This window comes from Allobosea sp. BH3, assembly GCF_025499465.1.
Lineage (GTDB): Bacteria > Pseudomonadota > Alphaproteobacteria > Rhizobiales > Beijerinckiaceae > Allobosea.
In genome coordinates this window covers 396,503-420,155 of record NZ_JAIMCA010000003.1, presented here as the reverse complement: position 1 = coordinate 420,155, position 23,653 = coordinate 396,503, and the positions used below count along the sequence as shown (strand labels likewise).

Genomic DNA, 23,653 nt, shown 5'->3' with positions numbered 1-23,653 from the left:
TTCCGGGGCTTCGCGCAGCGAAGAACCCGGAACCCACGACCGGGTGAGCTGCCCATAATCGGGCACAACATGTTTGAACCAGTCGTGGGTTCCGGGTTCGCGCCTGCGGCGCGCCTCGGAATGACGAGAGATAGTCAGAACTGAAGCGTCCCGATGAGCATCCCGCCTCCCTCCCAGATCGCAAAGCTCCAGCTCGACCGCCTGCTCGATGCGCTCAATCGCGGCGACAAGCCGACCCTCGCCGGCGTGCCGGACGGGTTCGACGCCGTCGTCCTCGCCGATCTGACGCGCGCCCGCGCCAAGAAGGCCGAGGGCTCAGCGATGCTGGTCTTCATCGCCCGGGACGGCCAGCGCCTGCAGGTTCTGGAGAACGCGCTGCAGTTCGTCGCGCCCGATATCGAGGTGATGAGCTTTCCGGCCTGGGACTGCCAGCCTTACGACCGTGTTTCGCCCGCTCCTTCCATCGTCGCCCACCGGATGACGACGCTTTCGCGCCTCGCCAAGACGAAATCCGGCGACAGGCCGCGCCTGCTGCTCACCACCGTCAACGCCGCGCTCCAGCGCGTGCCGGCCTTCGGCAAGGTCGCTTCAGAGAGCTTCTCGGCGGCGCCGGGCAACATGGTCGATATCGAGGAGCTGGCGCGCTGGCTCGATATCAATGGCTATCTACGCACTTCGACCGTGCGCGAGACCGGCGAGTTCGCCGTGCGCGGCGGCATCGTCGATCTCTTCCCGCCCGGCATGCCGGCGCCGATCCGACTCGATTTCTTCGGCGACACGCTCGAATCCATCCGGACCTTCGATCCGGAGACGCAGCGGACCACCGGGCAAATGCGCGGGCTCGATCTCGTGCCGATGTCCGAGGCGCAGATGACGAGCGAGAGCATTCGCCGCTTCCGCCAGTCCTATATCGCGACCTTCGGGACACCCGGCCGCGACGACACGCTCTACGAGGCCGTCAGCGAAGGCCGCCGCCCGGCCGGGCTGGAGCACTGGCTGCCCCTGCTGGCGGAAAAGCTCGATACGCTCTTCACCTACCTGCCCGACGTGCCTCTGGTGCTCGACCATCAGGCCGAGGATGCGGTGGGCGAGCGCATCAGCCTGATCAAGGATTACTACGACGCCCGCAAATCCGCGCTCGACCAGCAGGGCGCAGCAGGGGGCATCCCCTACAAGCCGTTGCTCCCGGACGCGCTTTATCTCTCGCCGGCCGAGTGGCGCGCGGTGATCGATGCCGCGGGCGTGGCGGCTCTCACGCCGTTCCAGTTGCCCGATAGCGAAGGTAAGCTGATCCTCGATCTCGGCGGCAAGCAGGGCCGCAGCTTCGCGGCCGAGCGAGCCGGCGATTCCGGCAGCGTCTTCGAGGCCGCCGTCGCCCATGTCCGCGCGCTCGAAGCCGAGGGCAAGCGCGTCATCCTGGCCGCCTGGTCCGAAGGCTCGCGCGAGCGCCTCGCCCATGTGCTCGAAGACCACGGCCTGAAGAGCGTCCAGATGACGGGCTCGCTGCGGGCCGCGTTCGATCTCAAGCCCGGTACGGTCGCGCTCGCGGTCTGGGGCTTCGAGACCGGTTTCGAGGCCGGCAAGCTCGCGGTCGTCGGCGAACAGGACATCCTCGGCGACAGGCTCGTGCGGCCGCGCCGCAAGACGCGACGCCCGCAGGATTTCATTGCCGAGCTGTCCTCGCTCGCGGTGGGGGACCTCGTCGTCCACGTCGACCACGGCATCGGCCGCTTTATTGGCTTGAAGTCGATCACGGCCGCAGGCGCGCCGCATGATTGCCTCGAGATCCATTACGCCGGCGATGCCAAGCTGTTTCTGCCGGTGGAAAACATCGAGCTGCTCTCGCGCTATGGCTCCGAGGACACCGAGGTCCAGCTCGACAGGCTCGGCGGCGGTGGCTGGCAGGCCCGCAAGGCCAAGCTCAAGCAGCGCATCCGCGAGATGGCAGGCAAGCTCATCCAGATCGCTGCCGCGCGCGCGCTCAAGGATGCTCCGCGCCTCGTCCCACCCGAGGGAGTCTATGACGAGTTCGTCGCCCGCTTCCCGTACGAGGAGACGGAAGACCAGCAAAACACCATCGATGCGGTACTGGACGATCTCGCCGCCGGCCGGCCGATGGACCGGCTCGTCTGCGGCGATGTCGGATTCGGCAAGACGGAAGTCGCGCTGCGCGCGGCCTTCGCCACCGCGCTGAATGGCAAGCAGGTCGCCGTCGTGGTACCGACGACACTGCTCGCCCGCCAGCACTATCGGAACTTCGTTGATCGCTTTGCCGGCTTGCCAGTTCATGTCGGGCAGGCTTCTCGCTTCGTCGGCAGCGCCGATCTCAAGGCGGTGAAGCAGGGCGCCAAGGACGGCACGATGGATATTGTCGTCGGCACCCATGCGCTGCTCGGCAAGGGCGTCGATTTCAAGGATCTCGGCCTCGTCATCGTCGACGAGGAGCAGCATTTCGGCGTCGCCCATAAGGAGAAGCTGAAGGAGCTGCGTGCCGAGGTGCATATGCTCACCCTTTCGGCGACGCCGATCCCGCGCACGCTGCAACTCGCCATGACAGGCGTGCGCGAGCTCTCGATCATCGCGACACCGCCGGTCGACCGCCTGGCCGTGCGCACCTTCGTCACGCCCTTCGATCCGCTGATCGTGCGTGAGGCACTGCTGCGCGAGCGCTACCGGGGTGGGCGGTCCTTTTACGTGGTGCCGCGCATCGAGGACATCGCCGACGTCAAGGACTTCCTCGACAAGCAGGTGCCGGAGTGCAAGGTCGGCATCGCCCATGGCCAGATGGCGGCGGGCACGCTGGAGGACGTGATGACGGCCTTCTACGAGGGCCAGTATGACGTCCTGCTCTCGACCACGATCGTCGAATCCGGCCTCGATATCCCGACGGCCAACACCCTGATCGTTCACCGCGCCGACATGTTCGGCCTCGCCCAGCTCTACCAGCTGCGCGGCCGCGTCGGCCGGTCGAAGATCCGCGCCTACGCTCTCTTCACCGTTCCGGCGAACCGCAAGCTGACCGAGCAGGCTGATAGACGGCTAAAGGTTCTGCAATCGCTCGATACGCTGGGCGCGGGCTTCCAGCTCGCCAGCCACGATCTCGACATCCGCGGCGCCGGCAACCTGCTCGGCGACGAGCAGTCCGGCCATATCAAGGAGGTCGGCTACGAACTGTATCAGCAGATGCTGGAGGAGGCTGTCGCGGCCCTCAAGGCCGGCATCGAGTTCGAGACCGAGACGCAGTGGTCGCCGGCGATCCAGATCGGCGCGCCGGTCACGATCCCCGAGCATTATGTCGGCGACCTCTCGCTTCGCCTCTCTCTCTACAAGCGCCTCTCGACCATGGATGACGATGCCGAGTTGCAGTCCTTTGGCGCCGAGCTGGTCGACCGCTTCGGCGCGCTGCCGGAGGAGGTCAATCAGCTGCTGGAGATCGTCGCGATCAAGGCGCTCTGCAAGCGCGCCAATGTCGAGAAGGTCGAGGCTGGGCCAAAGGGCATCATCGTCGCCTTCCGCAACAATGAATTCGCCAATCCGGAAGGGTTGGTTTCTTACGTCGCCAAGATCGGGACGCTGGCGAAGGTGCGTCCAGACATGCGTGTCGTCTTCATCGACGATTTCGACAATGTCGAGCAGCGCCTCAAGGCGACCCGGCGACTGCTCACCGATCTCGCGCGCATCGCTGAAAGGAAGAAGGCGGCCTGAGCGGAGCCTCTTTCGTCTTCGACGTGAAGGGCGCCCCTCGCGTATCATCCCGGACAAGCGGCAAAGCCGCGCCGATCGGTCGCCCGGGATGGCCTCTGTGGTTTCGTGCGCGTTTCGCTTCCCTACAGGTCGAAAAAGGCCGTCTCGTTCTCGCCGGCGATATTGATGTCGAGCCACCATGTCCCGTCCGGCTTGCGCTGGGCGATCAGGGTGTGGCGGCGCGATTCCGGCACGAGATTCAGGATCGGGTCGGTCTCGTTGCCCTCGCCATCGGCGAAATAGAGCCGAGTCGCCAGGCGCTTCAGGAGCCCGCGTCCGAAGACCGAGAGCGCGATATGCGGCGCTTGGAGCGTGTTGCCGGGGCCCGGCACGCGGCCAGGCCGGACCGTGCGGAAGCGGAACACGCCGCCCTTGTCGGTCGAACCGCGGCCGAAGCCGATGAAGTGCTCGTCGAGCGGCACGTCCTCGCGGGTGTCGTCAAGGCTGGCATAGCGGCCGGCGTCATTGGCCTGCCAGATCTCGATCATGGCGTCGTTGATCGGCTGGCCATCGGCATCAAGGACGGAGCCGGCGATCTCGATGACTTCGCCCTGCGGCGTGCCGGAGAGGTTCGATTCCGAGAGCAGGAAGTGCTCCGGCGGCATCAGATCGGGCCGGGCGCCCATATCCGAGCGGCTGACGAGATCGGCCCCGCCCTTCCAGGGCAAGCCGTAATGGAAATAAGGCCCGACCGTCTGCCAGGGCGTCTGGCCGAAGATCGACGGATCCTGGCTGTCCTGCCGCGGGGCAGCGTTGCGGCTTTCCAGATCAGTGGTCGTCGTCATGGTCGTCCTCGAACGGCGTCTGGTCGCGGCCCTTGAGCACGATGTCGAAGACATAGCCCAGCGCCCAGTTCGGCACGGTTGTGCCGATGTCGAAGCGCGAAACCATGCGCTGGCGATACGGCATCGGCACGGCGTTGGCGATCGGGTCGATCTCGATCAGCGGATCGTCGGGGAAATACATCTGCGTGACCAGCCGCGTCGCGAAGGCCGGCCCCAGCAGCGAGAGATGGATATGGGCGGGGCGCCAGGCGTTCTTATGGTTGCCCCAGGGATATGCGCCGGGCCGGATCGTGACATAGCGATAGCGGCCTTCGGCGTCGGTGATCACACGGCCGACGCCGGTAAAATTAGGGTCGAGCGGCGCCGGCCAGTCGTCCTTGGCGTGGATATAGCGGCCCGCCGCATTGGCCTGCCAGATCTCGACGACGGTGTTCGGCACAGGCCTGCCATCCTCGTCGAGCACCCGGCCGGTGACGACGATGCGCTGGCCCTGCGGCGCGCCCTTGTGCTGCGTGGTGAGGTCCTGCATCGCGGGGCCCATCAGCCGGGCCCAGTCGCTCGGCCCGGTCACCTCCGTCAGCGTCTGCGGGATCACGAGCGGGGCCTGTCGCGGGCTGCGTAGCACTGTCGAGCGATAGTCCGGATGCAGCGAGGAGGGCTGCCCCGCATCCGGGGACGTATAGGGGAGAATGAGACCACTCATCGAGAAAGCCCCTTTGTCAGGTGCCGGCGAGAACCAGTGGTTTGGTGACTGCTTTCTTGGACAAGTTCAAGGGTCTCGCCTTGGCCAAGCGCTTCCTCAGGCCGAAAGCTCCAGCTCAAGTGCGCAGGCGACCTGGCGGGCGCTGAGAGGGGCGAGGTGCAGCCCGTCTTCAGTCTGGAGCTCACCAGCGGCGGGGGACAACCATCTCAGCCCCGGCAGGGCAGCCCGCACGGCGGCGCGGATCGCGACCTGGCGCGGCGCGGCGGCGACGAGGGGATCGACCGGCCATTCGAGCAGGACGACCTCCGCCCCGCGTCCGGAAAGTTTCTCGACCGCCACCTTGAGCTCGGATACGCGGCGGTCCAGCTCAGCGGGCACCGGTGCTTGGATTTGCCGCTCTACTTCACGCGCCACCACATCAGCCGCGATGGCGTCGGGCGTTCGGGGCAGGGCTTCGCAAGCGGCTTTCAGGCCTCCCGGGCCCGGAGACTGATGGCTTCCCGGCCGAAGCGCCCCGAATCCGGAGAGCAGGAGGTTGATCGGTCGATTTTCGATGCGCAGCCCGCGGACCGCCTTGCGCAGCGCGAGGGGAATCGGCCCGGACGCCTCGGCCTGAAGGTTGCCGTCCAGCCGCACGTCCACGGTGTTGATCTCGACGACGACCCGGCGAGGTCGCAAGCCGCCCGCCTCGATCAGCGCCAGCCCTGTCGTCGGCCCCATGCCGCCGAGCGACAGGTTGAGCCAGTTCTCCGGCAGCCAGTCATCCGGTATCCGCACACCGAGCGAACTGCCGACGAGCACGGTCGAGGGGTGCCCCTCGGCCAGCAGGGCCCGTTCCGCTCGGGCGAGATTGTAGGCCTGCTGATCCGGATAGAGCGTGATCCGCGGCCGACTGATCTCGATCGCGGCGGCATAGACCGCCACAGCCGCGGCGGCCCAGCCGAGGACGATCCTAAAATTGGAAATAAATGAAGGCATTGGAGCTGCCGCTGTTCAGGATGATGGCGCCCAGCAGCAGACCTTCCACGGCCATCTGCCGCTGCACGGTTCCGAACCGCTGCGACGGAAGCAGGTGATAGGCGAAGACGGGCAGGGCATAGGCCGCGATGACGAGGCAGCGCAGCAGGCTCGGCCTGATATGCGTGTTCGTCGCCATGGCCGAGAGGTACTGAAGCGCATCGCTGAAGTCCGGCAGCTTGAACAGCAACCAGCCGAGCGTGACGAAGACGAAGACGCCGGCGATCCGGAAGGCGCGCAGGAGGAAAGATCTGCTCGTCGGTTCGCTGCCGCCGCAGGCCCGTTCGACCGCGAGCCCGACCCCGTGCCAGAGGCCCCAGACGGCGTAGCTCCATTCGGCACCGTGCCAGAGCCCACCGAGCCCCATGACGACGATCAGGTTGGCATAGGTCCTGACCGGGCCGCGCCGGTTCCCGCCGAGCGGGATATAGAGATACTCGCGCAGGAAGCTCGACAGCGAGATATGCCAGCGGCGCCAGAAGTCGGCGATGCTGGAGGCGATGTAGGGGCGGTTGAAGTTGATCGGCAAGCGATAACCGAGCAGGGCGGCGATGCCGATCGCGATGCTGGAATAACCGCAGAAATCGGCAAAGATCTGGACCGAATAGCCGACGAGCAAGGTCGCCAGGTCGATGCTGGAGAGGTTCTGGCAGGCCGGGCAGGCGATGAAGGTAGTCTGCTGCGCCAGATTGTCGGCGATCACCACTTTAAGGAAATAGCCGACGACAGTGTGGTGGAAGACCGTGCGCCAATCGACATCGTCCAGTTTCTTCCAGCCGATCTGCGGCATGAAATCCGCCGCCTTGACGATCGGCCCCGCCACGAGCTGCGGGAAGAAGATGATGTAGAGCAGGGTGTTCCGATAATGCCGCGCCGGCCGGAAGGGCTCTGCCTTCGGAACCTTGCCGCGCCAGGCGTCGACGACGAGCGATATGCCGTGGAAGGTGTAGAAGCTGATCCCGACCGGCAGCGGGAGCAGCAGCAGCGCCTGGCCGAGTGACCCGATCTGGCCGACCTGGGCGCCGAGGCTCGCCGCTACCAGATGATTGTATTTGAAGAAGGCGAGGATCGAGAGGTTCGCCACCACCCCGAGCGTGGCGGCCAACCGCGGCTCGGAACCTCTGAGGATGGCGTAGCTCGCGGCGCTTGTGATCGTCGCGGATACAAGCAGCAGCGACAGCAGCGCCGGCTGTTCCCAAGCATAAAAGAACAGGCTCGTGAGAACGAGCCATTCAACCTGCCAGCGCCGCGCAGAGGGGAGGTATTAGACGAGGACGACCACCGCCAGGAACACGACGAAGGAGAGGCTGCTGAATATCATCCCTGCCTGACGGTTGGACGAGAAACCAAAGGAAGATACGTCAGAAGCAAGGACGCAGGCCCTGTGCGGCAGCGTGGCGGAAGGGGTGGGATTCGAACCCACGGTGGGCTTGCACCCACGGCGGTTTTCAAGACCGCTGCCTTAAACCACTCGGCCACCCTTCCAGCGAGCCGTTCATTGCAGCCCTCAGGGCGGATTTGCAAGGGCGACATCGCGCCGGCACGTCGATCGCGTTCGAAGCTGGGGTCGCCTCATGACCGGCGCTCGTGAAGATCAGCCGATCGCCGTCCGGGTGTGAGGATTCCGCTCATGTCCAAGGCCTCAGAGGATCGTGGCCGGAGGGCAACGGTCGGTGGAAAAATGGCGGGATCGGGTCCCTCGGGTTGACAGTCGCCGCATTTCCAACACCCATATGCCCGCTCTAGGGCATGGGACGGCCTGCTTCGACGTTGCGTTTTTGCGAAGATCCCGCCGTTTAACGCCCCCTTAATGGAATTGGCCGAAAGCTTTCGGCCAGCCGCCGATGCGGCTTGGCCGGTGTGTTCGTTTGTGGCCAGAAGGCGGAATGACGGAATGACACGAGACGCGCGCTTTTCGGCCGGGGAGACCTCTTCCGAAATGACCGGATCGCTATCGGCGTCTTCGCCCCTTCCTTTCATCCTCCGATTCGGCTGCGTGGTGCTGGTCGGGCTGTTCGTGGCCAATTGCTCCAACAGCCAGGTTTCCCGCCGCTCCAAGGAGATCGGTGCTTTCCCGTCGTCGAAATATGGCCCGGCGAGCGAGCGCGTGGTCGGGGAAAACGAGGACGCCCCGAAGGGCGGCGGCCGCCAGCTCGTCGGCAAGACCTATTCCGTCGCCGGCAAGCGCTATACGCCGTTCGAGAAGCCGGTCGGCTTCAGCGCCGTCGGCATGGCCTCATGGTACGGCGTCGCCTTCCACGGTCGCAAGACCGCCAACGGCGAAGTCTATGACCGCAACAGCATCAGCGCCGCGCACCCCACGATGCCGCTCCCGGCCTATGCGCGCGTCACCAACCTGATGAACAACCGCTCCATCGTCGTGCGCGTGAACGATCGCGGCCCCTTCCATGGCGGCCGCATGATGGATCTGTCGCAGAAGACCGCCGACGCATTGGCATTCCGCCATCTCGGGACGGCGCGAATCAAGATGGAATACCTCGGGCAGGCCTCGCTGGCCGGCTCGGACGACAACCTTCTCCTCGCCACTCTTCGTACCGACGGTTCGCCGGCCCCGATTCCGGGCATGAGCGCCCGTACGATGGTCGCGAGCGCGGCGCCTGTCGCGTCAGCCCGTACGAGAAACATCGACATCCAGCCTGTCGTCGAACAGGAACTGGAGCCCGTCGCGAGGCAGAGCGTGCCGGTCACGCAGGCCTATGCCGCGCAGGAAACCCGCACGATCAGCCCGTCCGCCCCGATCGTTGCGACCCTGGCCTCGACCAATTCGGTCCCGCTCGGCGGTACGCCGGTCCGCGCCGCGCCGCTGCCGCCCAACCGGCCCTTCGACCTTGACACCATCGCTAACGCCGGAAAGCCCGTCGCGGTTCCCGCGAGCCTTCGCGTGACGACGCTGCCGCCGCCGCGGACCAGCATGGCCAGCCTCTTCACCGCGCCGGAAAAGGCGCCGACCGAGCGCTTCGCCGCGACGCATCCGTTCAACCGGATGACCGCACAGCAGCTGCAGTCGCTGACGCGGAACTGACGCAATCGTCTTGACCTGATGCAGGGCGCTCTGCTTCACATCGAAGCATGAGCGCTTTTGCCCGTTCCTTCCGGTCTTTCGGGGCGCCACCGTTGGCTCGGTGGCTGGCAGGCGGGGCGCTTCCGGCGCTCTGCATCTTGGCGTTCGCCACCTCCGGCCATGCCCAGAGCTTCCAGTCGCAGGCGCCCTTCGCCATCCTGCTCGATTCGGACACCGGCGCCGTCCTCTATGAGAAGGCGGCGGACGAATTGATGGCTCCTGCGAGCATGGCCAAGCTCGCGACCGTCCTGGTCGCCTTCGAGGAGATCGCGGCCGGCCGCCTGACGCTCGACAGCGAGATCAGCATCTCGGAGAACGCCTGGCGCAAGGGCGGCGCACCCTCCGGCGGATCGACCATGTTCGCGTTGCTCAACAGCCGGATCAGGCTGTCCGACATCCTCCATGGCGTCATCGTCCAATCCGGCAACGACGCCTCCATCGCCCTGGCGGAAGCCATTGCCGGGGACGAACCGACCTTCGGCCGCGTCATGACGGAGCGGGTGCGGGCGCTGGGCCTGACGAAATCGGTCTTCCGAAACGCCACCGGCATGGCGGACCCGCAGCAGCGCGTGACGGCGCGCGAGCTCGCCCGGCTCTCCGACCACATCATCAAGACCTATCCGGAACTCTACAAGATCTTCGGCCTGCGCGACTTCACCTGGAACAAGATCCGGCAGCAGAACCGCAACCCGCTGCTGACGATGGATATCGGCGCGGATGGGCTCAAGACCGGCAATATCGACGAATCGGGTTTCGGGCTCGTCGGGTCCGCTGTGCAGAACGGCCAGCGCCTGATCATCGTCGTCAATGGGCTCAAGAGCGGACGAGACCGGGCGGTCGAAGCCCGCAAGCTGCTGGAATGGGGCTTCCGGGCGTTCGAGCGGCGCCAGCTCTTCAATGACGGCGAGATCGTCGGCGAGGCAAGCGTCTATGGCGGCGAGAAGGGGCGCGTCGGGCTGCGCGCCAGGGGCGCGATCAGCCTGCTCCTGCCGCGTGGCAGTTCGGAGCGGCTGGCTGCGCGCATCGTCTATCGTGGCCCGCTTGCCGTCCCGGTTCAGGAGGGGGCGGAGGTGGCCCGGCTCGTCGTGACGCGTGGCGACGTCAAGACGCTGGACGTCCCGCTCTACGCGGCAGAGACCGTGCGGGAGGGGACGCTGCAGAGCCGCGCGCTCGATGCGCTTTTCGAGGCGACGACCGGTTGGGTTCGCAAGGCGCTGAGCCGGAGCGTAAGCGGGCCGACGTGAGCCGGGGCTGTTTCATCACGCTCGAAGGCGGAGAAGGGGCCGGCAAGTCGACGCTGGCGCGCGCGCTCGCGGCGAGGCTGAGCGAGAGCGGCCGCGCCGTCACGACCACGCGCGAACCCGGCGGCTCGCCCAGGGCCGAGGCGATCCGCGAGCTGATCCTCTCAGGGCAGGTGAAGGACCATGGCGCCTTCGCCGAGGCGCTGATGTTCTCCGCCGCCCGCATAGACCACATCGACAGCCTGATCCGCCCGGCGCTCGAACGCGGCCAGTGGGTGATCTGCGACCGCTTCATCGATTCGACGCGGGTTTATCAGGGCGTGCTGGGCAAGGTCGATGCAGCGCTGCTGGCGGAGCTGGAGGCCGTGACCATCTCCGGGCTGATGCCGGAGCTGACGCTCATCCTCGACCTCGACCCCGAGATCGGGCTCGCCCGTGCCGCGCGGCGGCGCCGGCCAGGAGAAGCGATTGACCGCTTCGAGGGCGAGACGCTCGCCTTTCACCGCAAGCTGCGGCAGGCCTATCTCGACATCGCTGATCGGGAGCCGAGGCGTTGCGCCGTGCTCGATGCGACGCTACCTCCCGATGAGCTTGCGGAGGCTGCCTGGAGCATCCTGCGCGAGCGCTTGCCCACCAATCCGGATCCGTGATGCGAGAGACCAGTGACGAACCCGACCGGCTGCCGATCGCGCCGCATCCGCGCGAGACGCTGAGCCTCGTCGGCCATGAAGCGCAGGAGCGCGCCTTCCTGGATGCGCTGACCTCCGGCCGGATGCACCACGCCTGGCTGCTCGGCGGGCCGGAAGGTATCGGCAAGGCGAGCTTCGCCTATCGCGCCGCCCGCTTCATGCTCGCCGGCGGCAGGCCGGAGGATCGCGCCACCGGCCGGGCCGACCTCGCCATGCCGGAGGCCGATCCCGCGACGCGGCGCATCATGGCGCAGTCCCATCCCGATCTTCATGTGCTGCGCCGCATCGCGAAGCCGGACGGCAAGGGCTATACCAGCAACATCCCGGTCGACGCGGTGCGCCGGCTGATCGACCGCTTCGGATCGAGTGCAGCCGAAGGCGGCTGGCGCGTCTGCATCGTCGATTCGGCTGAGGACATGGACCGCCCAACGGCGAATGCTCTGCTGAAGCTGCTGGAGGAGCCGCCACCGCGGGCGCTTTTCCTGATCGTCGCCCATGCTCCGGGCCGGATGCTGCCGACGATCCGCTCGCGCTGCCGCCTCGTCACCTTCGAGCCCCTCAGGGAGGCGAGCGTCGTGGAAGCCGGCCGGATCGCGCTTGAGCGCATGGAGGCTCCTTTCGACGATTCGGCGCTGCTGCGGGCTGCGAGGCTCGCGGAAGGCTCGGTGCGGCGCGCTCTGACCTATGTCGACCCCGAGACGCTGGCGCTGGTCGAGGCCGTCCGGGCGCGGCTCGACGCCTTGCCGCAGGTCGACACCACCGCGCTGCTGGCGCTGGCGGAGGATGTCGCTGGCAAGGCGGGCGAGCGGGATTTCGCCGTGATGATCGAGACGGTGCAGGGCTGGCTCTCCGACCATCTTCATGCGCACGCCGGCGCGCGGCCGGCGCGCCTTGCACCGCTGGCAGAGGTATGGGAAAAGCTGGGACAGGCAGCGCGCGAGGTAGAGACCTATAATCTCGACCGCCGCCCGCTCGTGATCTCGATGTTTCATGATCTGTCGGCTGCGGTTTCCCGTTCGCGCGCAGCGTGAAGCGAAGCTTTCGGACAGACCATGGCCACGGCCCCGAAATTCTACCTGACGACCGCGATCCATTACACGAATGGGCCGCCTCATATCGGGCACGCCTATGAGATGGTGGCGTCGGACGCGATCGCGCGCTTCAAGCGGCTCGACGGCTACGACGTCTTCGCCATGACGGGTACGGACGAGCACGGCCAGAAGGTGGCGCGAACCGCCGCCCAGAACGGCCTGTCGCCGAAGGATTTCGTCGACAAGATCGCCGGGCGCTTCCAGGAGATGGAGCAGCGGCTCGGCTGTTCGTTCGACCGTTTCATCCGCACCACGGACCCCGACCACGAGGTCTCGACCGACGAGCTTTGGCGGCGGATGGAGGCCAATGGCGACATCTATCTCGCCAAATACTCCGGCTGGTATTCGGTTCGCGACGAGGCCTTCTACGGCGAGGAGGAAACCACCCTTCAGCCCGACGGCACGCGGCTGGGAGGGCAGGGGACGCCGGTCGAGTGGGTCGAGGAGGAGAGCTATTTCTTCCGCCTCGCCAAGTACCAGGACGCGCTGCTGAAGCTCTATGACGAGGTTCCGGACTTCATTTCACCGGAGACGCGCCGCAACGAGATCGTCTCCTTCGTCAAGCGCGGGCTCGACGACCTCTCGATCAGCCGCACGACCTTCGACTGGGGCCTGCCCGTGCCGGGCGCCCCGAGGCACGTCATGTATGTCTGGGTCGATGCGCTTAACAACTACCTGACAGGGACGGGTTTCCCCGACCCGACAAGCCCGCGCGCGCATTACTGGCCGGCCGATGTCCACATCATCGGCAAGGACATTCTACGCTTCCATGCGGTAATCTGGCCGGCATTCCTGCTGTCGGCCGGCCTGCCGCTGCCGAAGCGCGTGTTCGGCCATGGCTTCCTGCTCTCAAAGGGCGAGAAGATGTCGAAGTCTCTCGGCAATGTCGTCGACCCCTTCGAACTCGCCGGGAGCTACGGCGTCGACCAGCTGCGCTATTTCTTCCTGCGTGAAGTCTCGTTCGGGCAGGACGGCAACTACAGCCACGAGGCCATCGTCGGGCGGATCAATGCCGATCTCGCCAACGACCTCGGCAACCTCGCGCAGCGCTCGCTTTCGATGATCGCCAAGAACTGCGAGGGCAGGGTGCCGCCGCGCGGGACGCTGAACGAGGCCGACGAAGCCATGCTCGCCATGGCCGACGGGGCGCTCGCCAGCGCGCGTGCGGCGATGAAGGATTTTGCCCTTCACACCGTGCTGGCCGATCTATGGGCCGTCATTGCCGAGGCGAACCGCTATTTCGCCAATAACGAGCCCTGGCGCCTGACCAAGACCGACCCGGCGCGCCGCGACACCGTGCTCTACGTTACGATCGAGGTTCTGCGCGAGGTCGCGATCCTGGTGCAGCCGGTGATGCCGGTCGCGGCGGGCAAGCTGCTGGACCTGCTGGGCGTCGCGCCCGAGGCGCGCAGATTCGCAGCGCTGGGCGCGGAGCATCGGCTCGTCAGTGGCTTAAGCCTGCCGGCGCCGAGCGCGATCTTCCCGCGCTATGTCGAGCCCGAGGATGGGCAAGCGGCCTGATGCTGATCGACACGCATTGCCATCTCGACTTCCCGGATTTCGCCGAGGAGTTGCCGGCGTATGTCGCGCGGGCGGAAGCTGCCGGCGTCGGGCGTATGGTCACGATCTCGACACGCGTCGCGCGCTTTGCGGAGTATGCGGCCATCGCCGAGCGCTTCGCTTCGGTCTGGTTCTCGGTCGGCACGCATCCGCACAACGCGCATGAGGAACTCGACGTCACGGCCGAGCGGCTCGCAGAGCTCTCGCGCCATCCGCGCTGCGTCGCCATCGGCGAAGCCGGGCTCGACTACCATTACGACAGCAGCCCGCGCGAGGCGCAGGCGCAGGGGCTGCGCACGCACATCGCAGCCGCGCGGATGACGCAACTGCCGCTCGTGATCCACTCCCGCGAAGCGGACGAGGACATGATCGCGATCCTGCGCGAGGAGATGGGGAAGGGCGCCTTCCCTGCGATCCTGCACTGCTTCACGGCTGGTGAGGGGCTGGCCATGGCCGGCGTCGAGCTTGGCCTCTACGTCTCCTTCTCCGGAATCCTGACCTTCAAGACCTCGGAGAACCTGCGCCGTATCGCCCGGATGGTGCCGAAGGAGCGCCTGCTGGTCGAAACCGATGCGCCTTATCTTGCGCCCGTGCCGTTCAGGGGCAAGCGCAACCAGCCGTCCTATGTCGTTGAGACGGCTAAGATATTGGGCGAGACGATCGGCGTCTCCTTCGAAGAAGTCGCCGCGATCACGACCGCCAATGCGCGGCGCTGCTACTGGAAGATGGACCACGCCGCGCCAGTGGCGCAGGTCGCCTGACCGGCACCATGACGCTGACGATCACGATCCTAGGCTGCGGTTCCTCGGGCGGCGTGCCGCGGCCGGGCTCGGGCTGGGGCGCCTGCGATCCCTCGAATCCGAAGAACCGTCGCCGCCGCTGCTCGATCCTGGTCGAGCGCTCCGGCGCCGAGGGCATTACGCGGGTTCTGGTCGATACCTCGCCAGACCTGCGCGAGCAGCTGCTCTCGGCCGATGTGCCAGCGCTCGACGGGGTGCTGATGACGCATGACCATGCCGACCACAGCCACGGGATAGACGATCTGCGCGGGCTCGTCCTGCACACCCGCCAGCGTATCCGGGTTTATGCCGACACGCCGACGGAGACCTCGCTGCGTTCGCGTTTCGGCTATCTCTTCGAGACGCCGCCCGGCAGCTACTATCCGCCGATCCTCGATCTCGACCAGATCACGGCCGGCCGGCCGCAGACCGTGGAAGGCGCCGGCGGGCCGATCACGGCGCTGCCGTTCCGCGTCGAGCACGGCCCCAACTACGAGGCGCTGGGCTTCCGATTCGGCGCGCTGGCCTATCTGCCGGATGTCAGCCTGATCCCGCCGGCCGCGATGGAGGCGATGGCCGGCCTCGACGTGCTGATCCTCGATTGCCTGCGCGAGACGCCACACCCGAGCCATTTCCATCTGGCGCAGTCGCTGGAGGCGATCGCCGCGCTGAAGCCACGCCGAGCGATCCTGACCAATCTCCACGTCGATCTGGATTACGCGGCGCTGTCCAGCCGGTTGCCGGATGGTACCGAAGTGGCGTTCGATGGCATGGCTGTCGCCGTTCAGGCCTGACGGCGTCGAGCCGCCCCACAAGCGAGATTGCGAGCTTACCGAGACCCGTGCGAGCGCCGGCGTGGCCGCCGCCGCTGCCGGCTCGGCGGCTTATGCTGGCGCTGGCGGTTGTAGTGCAGTTGGGGCCGCTGCTGGCTGAATGCGGCATCCGCGCCGTCGAGCGCGAAGGCCGTCTGGGCCGGAAGCGGCTGGGCGGCTCCGGCTTCTGCCGCAGTGCCTTTCGGCGGCAGCGCCAGCGCGCCCAGGAGCGCCCCAAGAAACAGTCGCCTGTCGATCATGTCTTGCCTGTCCGATCCCGCGGCGACAGCCGATACGTGTGTCCTCGGCCGCTTGGCCGCGGGCCTCATGACAGCCTGGCAGACCCGTAACGCAGCAGTCCCGTCGGTGAGGCGCAAGGAGCGCCGCACCGACCGGGCAGGGCAGGGCAACGGATCATCCGCGATTGGCGCGTCCGTCAGGGGCAGCGCGCTTCGAACCTGCGGCCGTAACGGTCCTGGTAGATGCAGTTGTTGGGGGTGGTGGCACGGCCGATCACGGCGCCCGCCACACCGCCGACGGCCGCGCCGATCGCCGCGCCGCGTCCGCCACCGGCGATGCCGCCGACTATGGCACCGGTACCGGCGCCGATCGCCGCGCCGCCCAGCGTCCGCTGATCGGCCGAGTTGGTGTTGCAGCCGGCGAGCGCGAGACAGACCGCGAGAAGAGCTAGCTTCGAACGCATTGTATTTCCTCCCTCAGAAGTGCCAGATCATTGGCACGATGAAGACAGCGACAACGAAGAACCAGATCAGCAGAGGCAATCCGAGCTTCCAGTAATCGCTAAAGACATAGCCGCCCGGGCCCATCACCATCAGGTTCGTGGGGGTCGCGATCGGCGTCAGGAAGGCGCCGGCGGCGGCGACGGCGGTGCTCATCAGCACCGGACGCGGCGAGATGCCCATGGCGGTCGCGGCCGCGACGCCGATCGGGATGACGATCAGGGCCGTCGCGGTATTGCTGATGAGCTGGCCCATGATCGCCGTCAGCACGAACAGGCCGGCGAGCAACGCCGTCGGACCGGCATCGCCGACCAGGCCGACGAGGCGATCCGCCAGCATCTTCGCGGCGCCCGTCTCGATCATCGCGGTGGAAAGGGGCATCATCGCGCCGACCAGGATCACCGTCGTCCAGCTGATGGCACGATAGGACTGCTCGACGGTCATGATGCCGCAAAGGATGATGGCGCCCGCCGCGAGCAGCCCTGCCACCGCCGAGGGAACGATGCCGGTGGCCAGCATCAGCACCATGGCAAACAGAATGATGATCGCCTGCTTGGCGCCCGGTCCCATCGGCACGGCCTGCCGTCGGACCAGCTCGGGGGAGCTGACCACGAGGACGTCCGGGTCGTCGAGATGGGTGTCGAGTGCCTTCCAGGTGCCCTGCAGCAGCATCGTGTCGCCCGCCTGCAGCACGATTCCGGCCGACTTCACCGCATCGGGGGCCTGAACGTCGCCCGCGCCGCGCTGCACGGCGAGGATGATCAGGTCGCCGCTCTCGGTGACCATGCCCGGAAACACCGTCTGGCCGATCAGGCCGGAACGGGGCGGAAGCACGACCTCGGCCAGGCCGGAGCGGCGGTTGAACAGCGTCTCTTCGCTATCCCCGGCGCTTTCCTCACGGAAGGCGAGGTGCATCTGCGCGGCGAAGTTGGCTGCGGCCTCGGCATCGCCGCGCAGGAGGAGCTGGTCGCCCTCGGCAAGCATACGGTGCAGCGGCCCGCCCGTCGTGCCGTCCTGTACCGCCACGAGCTGGAGACCGGACCACGAACCCAGATCGATCTCGCGGGACGGCCTGCCGATATAGGGGCAGGTGGCGCGCAGGCGCAGCTGATGGACGCCGCTCGCCAACCCGTACTGCTCGATCAGCGTCCTGGCGTGACGGCTGAAATCCGCCGGCATGGTGGCGCCGTTGCGCTGCGGCAGGAGGCGCTCGCCGAACAGGACGATGATCGCCATGGTGCCGGCGAGCAGGGGTATGCCGGCCAGCGCGAACTCGAAGAAGCCGAAGCCGCCGACGCCGGCGTCGATGCCGGCCTCCGCGACAAGCACGTTCACCGGCGTGCCGGTGAGGGCGAGCATGGAGCCGGCATGCCCCGCGAAGACGAGCGGCATCAGCAATTGCGAGGAATTTCGCTTCAGCCGAACCGCCGTGACGACGACGACGGGCAACAGCGCTGCAACGGCGCCGTTGAGGCTGATCAGCGCGACCAGCAGCGACACCAGCGCCATCATCAGCAGCAGGAGCCGTGTTCGGCTTTCCTCTCCCGCTCCCTTGATCAGGAGCTGCCCCGCCCAAGCAGTGACACCCGTCATCTCGAGCCCTGAGCTGACGACGAAGAGGGATGCGATGAAGATGACGGCCGGATCGCCGAGGCCGGCGAGTGCCTGCGGCAGCGTGAGCACGCCGGTCGCCCAGAGGCCCAGCGCTGTACCCATCGCGACGAGCACGACGGGCACCTTGTTCGTGACGAACAGAACGACGGCAATGGCGATGATAAGGCCGGTATAGGCGATCGGGCTCACGCATCAGCTCCTTATGGGTTCAGCTCGTCGGCAGACCCGTTTGACGGGTCTCAGTCCTCGAGCGTCGCCATCAGGATGCCGAGACGGCAGCCCTTCTCGTATTCGTCGAGCTTCACGAATTCCTTGATCGTGTGGATCTCGGCCTGGCCCGCGCCGATCGTGATGGTCGGGACGCCGGCCTTGTCGAGCCAGTTGGCGTCGAGCCCGCCGTTCGAGAACAGGTAGCTCGGTTCGATGCCGAGCAGCCCGAGCGCCTTGGTGGCGCGCTTCACGACGGGCGAGTCCTTGTCGAGCTCGAAGGGCGGATAAGCCGCGGCGCGGCGGAAGGTGACCTCGGCGGTGTCGCCTGCGTGGTCGGTCACCGCGGCCTTGGCCTTGGCGAAGGCCGCTTCGTAACCGTCGACGATCTTGGTGGCGAAGCTCAGCTCGGGGCTGCGCGCCTCGCCCTTCAGGAAGGCGTAGTCGGTGACGACGTTGGTGGCGTCGCCGGCCGGCTTGCCGTCCCTGCCGCCGAAAATGCCGATATTGCTTGTGCCGAATTCCTTGCCCTTGACGACCTTGCCGAACCAGCCGGCCGCCTTGGCCTCGGCCAGGCCGATCGCGCCGACCAGAGTCGCCGAGATGCCCTTGTCGGGTGCGACACCGGCATGGGAGGCGCGGCCCTTGATCTCGACTTCCCAGTTCTCCTGGCCGACAGCGCCGATGATCAGCTCGGAGGCGAGCTGGCCGTCGACATTGATGCACATGGCCGGCTGCTTGAGCTCCTTGGGGTCGAGCTCGCGGGCGCCGTGCAGGCCGCTCTCCTCGCGAACCGTGAACAACAGCGTGATGGGAGGATGCGGCAGCTTGTGCTTGATCAGCGTCTCGGCGACCACGACCAGCAGGGCCACGCCCGTGCGGGCATCGCCGCCGAGCGCCGTCGTGCCGTCGGACACGATGCGGTTTCCCTCGCGCTTCGGCTTGGCGCCGGCGCAGAGCGGCACGGTGTCGAGATGGGTCGAGAACAGCAGGCGCGGACCGGGCTTCGTGCCCGGCAGCTCGACGATGAGGTTGCCCGTTTCGGTCGGCAGCGGGATGCGTTTGTTCGCATCGTCGAAGCGGATGGCCGAGGCCGGGACGCCGACGGCCTTCAGGGCATCGCTGACGGCAGCGGCGATGTTCGCCTCCTGGCCGGTGACGCCCTCGACCGAAAGGAAGCGCATGAGATGCGCGATGGCGGCTTCGACGTCGAGCGGGATGGCGGGTGTCGTCATGATCTGCATCCGGTGCGGTTGGAACGGCGACGGGGAGGGTGGCGTGCGCGGGGTCACAGGCCCCAGGGCAGGCCGAGCATCTTCCAGACGGCGAAGAGGGCCGTCCACAGCACGAACATCCACACGACATAAGGCAGCATCAGCGACACCACGGTGCCGACACCGGCGTGCCTGTCGTATTTCTGGATGAAGCCGACCACGAGGGCGAAGTAGGCGTTCAGCGGGGTGATCGCGTTCATGGGCGAGTCGCCGATGCGATAGGCGGCCAGGACGGCCTCCGGCTCAACGCCGAGCTTCATCAGCAGGGGGACGAAGACCGGGGCGAAAATCGCCCACTTCGCGATCGCGCCGGTCAGCAGCAAGTCGATGAGCGCGACCACCACGATGAAGCCGAGCAACAGCGGCAGCGCGCCGATATTGGCCGCCTGCAGCGCTCCCGAAAGGCTCAGCGCCATGACGGTGCCGATATTCGTGTAGGTGAAGTAGGCGACGAACTGGCTCAGCACGAAGAACAGAAAGATCGTGCCGCCCATGCTCTTGATCGACTTCTCGATCGCGGCGATGACTTCGGACAGGGTCCTCATCGTTCCGGCGCCGATGCCGTAGGTCCAGCCGGTGACAAGAAACATCAGCATGATCAGCGCGATCAGGCCGTTCATGAACGGAGAATTGCCGATCAGCTCGCCGGTCGTCGGGTTGCGCAGGGGCGCACCGGCGGGGAGCGTGAGCAGGCAGAAGACCGCGATCAGTGCGAGGAGGCCGAATCCGGCAAAGCGAAGGCCCCGCGATTCCGCCTCGGACAGCACGGCTCCTTGCTCGGTGACGGTCCCCTCGGCGGCGAGCTTGGGATCATAGGCGCCAAGGCGCGGCGAGATCATCTTGTCGGTGATGAACGCGACCACGACGGTCAGGAACAAGACAGATGCGATCGAGAACCAGAGATTGGAGGCCAGGCCGATCGTACGGTTGGGATCGACGAGGCGGGCCGCATCGTTGGTGAATTCCACCAGCACCGCATCCAGCGGCTTGATCAGCATGTTCACAGTGAACGCGCCCGCGACAGCGGCAAAGCCCAGGGCCAGGCCCGCGACCGGATGACGGCCGACGGCGAGATAGGCAACGCCGGCGAGCGGGATCAGGACGAGGTAGCCCGCATCGGCCGCGATGCTGGCGAGGATGCCGACGAAGGCCAGGATGTAGGTCAGCGCCCAGTGCGGCGACACGATGACCAGCTTGCGGATCAGCGCGGTGACGAGCCCGGACTCCTCGGCGACACCGGCTCCGATCATGGCGACGATCATCAGGCCCACGGCCGTGAAGCTCATGAAATTCGGAATGAGCGACGAGTACATGAAGCGGATGCCGTCGATGGTCAGCAGGCTTTGTATCGCCGTGCGCGCCGTCTCGATCTTGTGCGTGTCCGGGTTGATCCGCTCGAAGGTGACTGCGGTGCCGAAAAGCCCCAGCACGGCCGAGAGGGCGATGACGATGCCAATGAGAATCAGGAAGATCACGACGGGGTGAGGAACCATGTTCCCCACTCTCTCGACCGTGTCGAGGAACCTCTGCATGGTCGTCTTCGGCGCAGCGGTGGCAGTTGTCATCGCTCTTATCCCCCTTGAGCCAAAGCCTTTGACGCAAGACCTCCCGTCCAGGCCGGCAGCCGGCGCGGACAAGACTCCGAGTCTCGGGGCGAACCTAAAATCGAGCCGCCGGGAGGGCATCGGCAGAGAATCCCAAACTCTGGACCGCCTGTCCCAAACTCGAACCGACCCACCGGGCCGGGAACGCTGCAGCTTGCCGTCGGCGGAACGGTTTCCTACGGTCGGTGCAGCGTGGAAACCCTGCCGGTCGACGATGATCCCAGACGAGACGATGCCGGCTTGCGGCAAGGTGCATCAGCGTGGAGACGGGGATATTCCGGGCATGGAAGCACGCGACGCGAGGGGGCAGGAGCGGCGCTCGCGAACCCGGCTCATCCGCCTGCTGCTGAAGCCGCTGGTCCTGGTCGTCGCCGCTGGGCTGGGCGCCTGCGCGTCCGTTCCGCAAGGCTTGCTGAGGCCGGTCGCAGCCGCTCCGGGGACAGACCGCGTCGACATGCTCGCCGCCACGACCCGTGCGCGGTCACCTGATCCCGGCGCCCTGTTCACCGGCGAGCGGGGCGAGGGGGTTTCTTTCAACAACATCGTTGTTTCGATTCCGCGCAATCGCGAGGTAGGGACCATCCAGCTCCCGCGCTCCGTCCCAGGCAACCCCGCGACCGACTTCGTGGTGACCAGCGAGACGCCTCTGTCGAAGCCCGAGCTGATCAACTGGTTCAGATCGACGAGCGGGCGCTCCAAGCGGGTCTTCGTCTTCGTCCATGGGTTCAACACGGCGTTCGACCGCGCGGTCTTCCGCTTCGCCCAGCTGGCGCACGACGCGGATGCAGACGCGGCGCCGGTGCTGTTCTCCTGGCCGTCACGCGGCTATCTGCTCGACTATGCCCGCGATTTCGATAACGCGTCCTATTCGCGCTCCGATCTGGCGGATCTGCTGAGGGTGGCGGTGGCCAGCCCCTCGGTCCGCGAGGTCGTCATCCTAGCGCATTCGATGGGCAGCTGGCCGGCTGTCGAGGCCGTGCGGCAGATCGGTCTCAAGGACGGACGCATCTCGCCGAAGATCAGCAACCTCATCCTGGCATCGCCCGACCTCGATGTCGGCGTGTTCCGCCGCCAGGTCGAGGACATGGGGACTAAGAGACCCCGAATCACGCTGTTCACGGCGCAGCACGATCGCGCTCTGCAACTGTCGCGCTTCATCTCGCGCGGCGCGACACGGCTTGGCGGCATCGACCCCACGCAGGAGGAATATCGAAGCCAGTTCGCGGGGCTTTCCGGGATCACGGTGATCGATCTTTCCGCCGTCAATGCGGGCGACCGGATCAATCACGACCTGTTCGCGGCCAGCCCGGATGCCGTCCGCCTGATCGGCGGCAGGCTGCTGCAGGGCCAGGTCATTACCGATTCTGACGTTCCCGCGCCGGTGGCGGCTGCGGGTGCGTTGAGCTCGGCCGCGGCCCTGCTGGTGACAGCCCCGATCCGGGTGTTCGATGCCGCGGCGGTGCCCTAGGGTTGACGTGGCAAGATGCAGGTGCCAATATTTAGCGCATACTAAGAAATTCAAAGTACTTCGGTTCAAGTACTGTTCTTGTCGCATTCAATTTATGTCGATCAATTCCAATCGAAATTCGGAAGTTGCAGAAATCTAATCCATTTCTGCAAGGTGCAGAATAATCGGAGTGTCCGAAGCCGGCTTTCTCTCATGGCGGGGTGAGAAAGGAGGTCAGCGTGTTTTCTGTGGCGCATTTTCGTACAGACGGCCTGCCGGCGCAGGATCAGTTCGACGCTTGGCGGTCATTGCACAAGGGGACGATCGAGCTTCTGCCGACGTGTGCGGCTCAGGGCGGCTTTGCGGCCGCGTTTTCCTCCTGGCGCCTCGGCGGACTCGTGTTGACGCGTGTCGTCTATTCGGGCGCGCCCGATCGGCAATGGCGGCATCATCCCAAATCATATCTCGATCACTGGTGCGTCGTTCTGGCGCGAACGGCGGCCGCCGACGGAACGCCATGCGTGGATTTGAGCTTCCGCTCTCTCGCGCTGCCCTATGAGGGGAGGGCGCAGGACAGCGAGGTCATTACCCTTTACCTGCCGCGCGACCAGCGCCTGGCCGACGAGCAGCGCTTCGACGGCGTCCACGGGCTCGAGGTCAGCCCGGACTTCGCACAGGTGCTGATCGACTACATGGACAGCCTCGTTCGGCAGCTGCCTCAGGTCACCGCCGAGCACGCCGCGAGCCTTGAGATGCCGACCCGCGCGCTCATCGCGGCCTGCATCATTCCGCAATCGGTCTATCAGGATGCGGCGAGGGCGCCGCTGGGATCGGTTCTGATCGACCGGGCCCGCATGGTCGTGCGGCAGAACATGGCATCTCCCGATTTCGGACCGGAGCGGCTGGCGCGGCTCCTGGCCATGTCGCGCTCGAAGCTGTATCGCCTGTTCGAGCATGGCGGGGGCGTGGCGCATTTCATCAACCGCGAACGGCTCCATGAGGCGCATCAGCGCCTGAGTTCGTTCCGCAACGCGCTCTCGATCCATGCGATCGGCAACGAAGTCGGCTTCATCGATCACTCGACTTTCAGCCGGGCCTTCCGACGGGAGTTCGGCTACAGCCCGACCGAGGCTCGCGAGCGAGGGCTTGTCCGTTCCTTCGCCGGGGAACCGGAGGAGACCGCCGGGGGCGAGCAGTGCTCCGCAGGTCCGTCCTGAGACGTCGCTCGTCCAGCCAAGGCGAGGCAGGCCTGCTTCCATGCCGG

General features: G+C 66.4%; 19 protein-coding genes and 1 tRNA gene. 10 read left to right on the top strand and 10 right to left on the bottom strand.

Annotated elements, in window-relative coordinates:
- Positions 1 to 153 precede the first annotated feature (153 nt).
- Positions 154 to 3,705, top strand: a complete 3,552-nt coding sequence (mfd, locus tag BoBH3_RS10805) for a transcription-repair coupling factor (protein WP_262330795.1) — start codon at positions 154 to 156, stop codon at positions 3,703 to 3,705.
- 122 nt (positions 3,706 to 3,827) lie between these two features.
- Here the strand turns inward: mfd and pcaG are convergent, their stop codons facing one another.
- The 5 genes from pcaG to BoBH3_RS10780 form a co-directional block, all read right to left on the bottom strand.
- The gene (gene pcaG, locus BoBH3_RS10800; RefSeq protein ID WP_262330794.1) at positions 3,828 to 4,529 is read right to left on the bottom strand and encodes a protocatechuate 3,4-dioxygenase subunit alpha; all 702 of its coding nucleotides are present in this window, start codon (positions 4,527 to 4,529) and stop codon (positions 3,828 to 3,830) included.
- Positions 4,513 to 5,232, bottom strand: a complete 720-nt coding sequence (gene pcaH / locus BoBH3_RS10795; protein ID WP_262330793.1) for a protocatechuate 3,4-dioxygenase subunit beta — start codon at positions 5,230 to 5,232, stop codon at positions 4,513 to 4,515. The genes pcaG and pcaH overlap by 17 nt, the downstream gene beginning before the upstream one ends.
- A 96-nt stretch (positions 5,233 to 5,328) precedes the next feature.
- Positions 5,329 to 6,156, bottom strand: coding sequence for a hypothetical protein (locus BoBH3_RS10790; protein ID WP_262330792.1), 828 nt, complete (start codon positions 6,154 to 6,156; stop codon positions 5,329 to 5,331).
- Positions 6,157 to 6,184: 28 nt separating this feature from the next.
- Positions 6,185 to 7,354 carry an MBOAT family O-acyltransferase gene (locus BoBH3_RS10785; protein ID WP_262330791.1) on the bottom strand — a complete coding sequence of 390 codons (1,170 nt, stop codon included), beginning with the start codon at positions 7,352 to 7,354 and terminating at the stop codon, positions 6,185 to 6,187.
- 290 nt (positions 7,355 to 7,644) lie between these two features.
- Positions 7,645 to 7,734: transfer RNA gene (locus BoBH3_RS10780), tRNA-Ser, on the bottom strand.
- Positions 7,735 to 8,188: 454 nt separating this feature from the next.
- Between BoBH3_RS10780 and BoBH3_RS10775 the strand changes: the two genes are divergently transcribed.
- From BoBH3_RS10775 to BoBH3_RS10745, 7 genes are read left to right on the top strand one after another with little or no spacing between them, the layout of a single operon-like run.
- A complete protein-coding gene (locus tag BoBH3_RS10775) occupies positions 8,189 to 9,292 on the top strand; it encodes a septal ring lytic transglycosylase RlpA family protein (protein WP_262330790.1) in 1,104 nt (367 codons plus the stop codon).
- 47 nt (positions 9,293 to 9,339) lie between these two features.
- The gene (locus BoBH3_RS10770; protein WP_410050580.1) at positions 9,340 to 10,575 is read left to right on the top strand and encodes a D-alanyl-D-alanine carboxypeptidase family protein; all 1,236 of its coding nucleotides are present in this window, start codon (positions 9,340 to 9,342) and stop codon (positions 10,573 to 10,575) included.
- The gene (gene tmk / locus BoBH3_RS10765; RefSeq protein WP_262330788.1) at positions 10,572 to 11,222 is read left to right on the top strand and encodes a dTMP kinase; all 651 of its coding nucleotides are present in this window, start codon (positions 10,572 to 10,574) and stop codon (positions 11,220 to 11,222) included. The genes BoBH3_RS10770 and tmk overlap by 4 nt, the downstream gene beginning before the upstream one ends.
- Positions 11,222 to 12,292 carry a DNA polymerase III subunit delta' gene (locus tag BoBH3_RS10760; RefSeq protein ID WP_262330787.1) on the top strand — a complete coding sequence of 357 codons (1,071 nt, stop codon included), beginning with the start codon at positions 11,222 to 11,224 and terminating at the stop codon, positions 12,290 to 12,292. Before tmk ends, BoBH3_RS10760 begins: the two co-directional genes overlap by 1 nt.
- 21 nt (positions 12,293 to 12,313) lie before the next feature.
- On the top strand, positions 12,314 to 13,873 hold the full coding sequence (gene metG, locus BoBH3_RS10755) for a methionine--tRNA ligase (RefSeq protein ID WP_262330786.1): 1,560 nt from the start codon (positions 12,314 to 12,316) through the stop codon (positions 13,871 to 13,873).
- Positions 13,873 to 14,673, top strand: a complete 801-nt coding sequence (locus BoBH3_RS10750; RefSeq protein ID WP_262330785.1) for a TatD family hydrolase — start codon at positions 13,873 to 13,875, stop codon at positions 14,671 to 14,673. The genes metG and BoBH3_RS10750 overlap by 1 nt, the downstream gene beginning before the upstream one ends.
- A gap of 8 nt (positions 14,674 to 14,681) precedes the next feature.
- Complete coding sequence (locus BoBH3_RS10745) at positions 14,682 to 15,485, top strand: MBL fold metallo-hydrolase (RefSeq protein WP_262330784.1); 804 nt, start codon at positions 14,682 to 14,684, stop codon at positions 15,483 to 15,485.
- A gap of 35 nt (positions 15,486 to 15,520) precedes the next feature.
- Here the strand turns inward: BoBH3_RS10745 and BoBH3_RS10740 are convergent, their stop codons facing one another.
- From BoBH3_RS10740 to BoBH3_RS10720, 5 genes are all read right to left on the bottom strand, one after another.
- A complete protein-coding gene (locus BoBH3_RS10740) occupies positions 15,521 to 15,763 on the bottom strand; it encodes a hypothetical protein (RefSeq protein WP_262330783.1) in 243 nt (80 codons plus the stop codon).
- A 176-nt stretch (positions 15,764 to 15,939) separates the two neighbouring features.
- Positions 15,940 to 16,206 (bottom strand): YMGG-like glycine zipper-containing protein, encoded by a 267-nt coding sequence (locus BoBH3_RS10735; protein WP_262330782.1) that lies wholly within the window; start codon positions 16,204 to 16,206, stop codon positions 15,940 to 15,942.
- Between the two features lie 13 nt (positions 16,207 to 16,219).
- Positions 16,220 to 18,046, bottom strand: a complete 1,827-nt coding sequence (locus BoBH3_RS10730) for an SLC13 family permease (protein ID WP_262330781.1) — start codon at positions 18,044 to 18,046, stop codon at positions 16,220 to 16,222.
- 50 nt (positions 18,047 to 18,096) lie between these two features.
- Positions 18,097 to 19,299, bottom strand: a complete 1,203-nt coding sequence (locus BoBH3_RS10725; RefSeq protein ID WP_262330780.1) for a M20/M25/M40 family metallo-hydrolase — start codon at positions 19,297 to 19,299, stop codon at positions 18,097 to 18,099.
- A 53-nt stretch (positions 19,300 to 19,352) separates the two neighbouring features.
- Complete coding sequence (locus BoBH3_RS10720) at positions 19,353 to 20,903, bottom strand: AbgT family transporter (protein ID WP_262330779.1); 1,551 nt, start codon at positions 20,901 to 20,903, stop codon at positions 19,353 to 19,355.
- On the opposite strand from BoBH3_RS10720, the gene BoBH3_RS10715 reads away from it, so the two are divergent.
- Both BoBH3_RS10715 and BoBH3_RS10710 read left to right on the top strand, forming a co-directional pair.
- Positions 20,869 to 22,410, top strand: a complete 1,542-nt coding sequence (locus BoBH3_RS10715) for an alpha/beta hydrolase (RefSeq protein ID WP_262330778.1) — start codon at positions 20,869 to 20,871, stop codon at positions 22,408 to 22,410. The genes BoBH3_RS10720 and BoBH3_RS10715 overlap by 35 nt on opposite strands.
- 500 nt (positions 22,411 to 22,910) lie before the next feature.
- The gene (locus BoBH3_RS10710) at positions 22,911 to 23,606 is read left to right on the top strand and encodes a helix-turn-helix domain-containing protein (protein ID WP_262330777.1); all 696 of its coding nucleotides are present in this window, start codon (positions 22,911 to 22,913) and stop codon (positions 23,604 to 23,606) included.
- Positions 23,607 to 23,653 lie beyond the last annotated feature (47 nt).

Bases quoted from the DNA above. Each gene is read 5' to 3' on its own strand.
- mfd (WP_262330795.1), top strand. From the start codon at position 154: ATGAGCATCCCGCCTCCCTCCCAGATCGCAAAGCTCCAGCTCGACCGC.
- pcaG (WP_262330794.1), bottom strand. From the start codon at position 4,529: ATGACGACGACCACTGATCTGGAAAGCCGCAACGCTGCCCCGCGGCAG.
- pcaH (WP_262330793.1), bottom strand. From the start codon at position 5,232: ATGAGTGGTCTCATTCTCCCCTATACGTCCCCGGATGCGGGGCAGCCC.
- BoBH3_RS10775 (WP_262330790.1), top strand. From the start codon at position 8,189: ATGACCGGATCGCTATCGGCGTCTTCGCCCCTTCCTTTCATCCTCCGA.
- BoBH3_RS10770 (WP_410050580.1), top strand. From the start codon at position 9,340: ATGAGCGCTTTTGCCCGTTCCTTCCGGTCTTTCGGGGCGCCACCGTTG.
- BoBH3_RS10760 (WP_262330787.1), top strand. From the start codon at position 11,222: ATGCGAGAGACCAGTGACGAACCCGACCGGCTGCCGATCGCGCCGCAT.
- metG (WP_262330786.1), top strand. From the start codon at position 12,314: ATGGCCACGGCCCCGAAATTCTACCTGACGACCGCGATCCATTACACG.
- BoBH3_RS10750 (WP_262330785.1), top strand. From the start codon at position 13,873: ATGCTGATCGACACGCATTGCCATCTCGACTTCCCGGATTTCGCCGAG.
- BoBH3_RS10745 (WP_262330784.1), top strand. From the start codon at position 14,682: ATGACGCTGACGATCACGATCCTAGGCTGCGGTTCCTCGGGCGGCGTG.
- BoBH3_RS10740 (WP_262330783.1), bottom strand. From the start codon at position 15,763: ATGATCGACAGGCGACTGTTTCTTGGGGCGCTCCTGGGCGCGCTGGCG.
- BoBH3_RS10735 (WP_262330782.1), bottom strand. From the start codon at position 16,206: ATGCGTTCGAAGCTAGCTCTTCTCGCGGTCTGTCTCGCGCTCGCCGGC.
- BoBH3_RS10725 (WP_262330780.1), bottom strand. From the start codon at position 19,299: ATGACGACACCCGCCATCCCGCTCGACGTCGAAGCCGCCATCGCGCAT.
- BoBH3_RS10715 (WP_262330778.1), top strand. From the start codon at position 20,869: ATGGTCGTCTTCGGCGCAGCGGTGGCAGTTGTCATCGCTCTTATCCCC.
- BoBH3_RS10720 (WP_262330779.1), bottom strand. From the start codon at position 20,903: ATGACAACTGCCACCGCTGCGCCGAAGACGACCATGCAGAGGTTCCTC.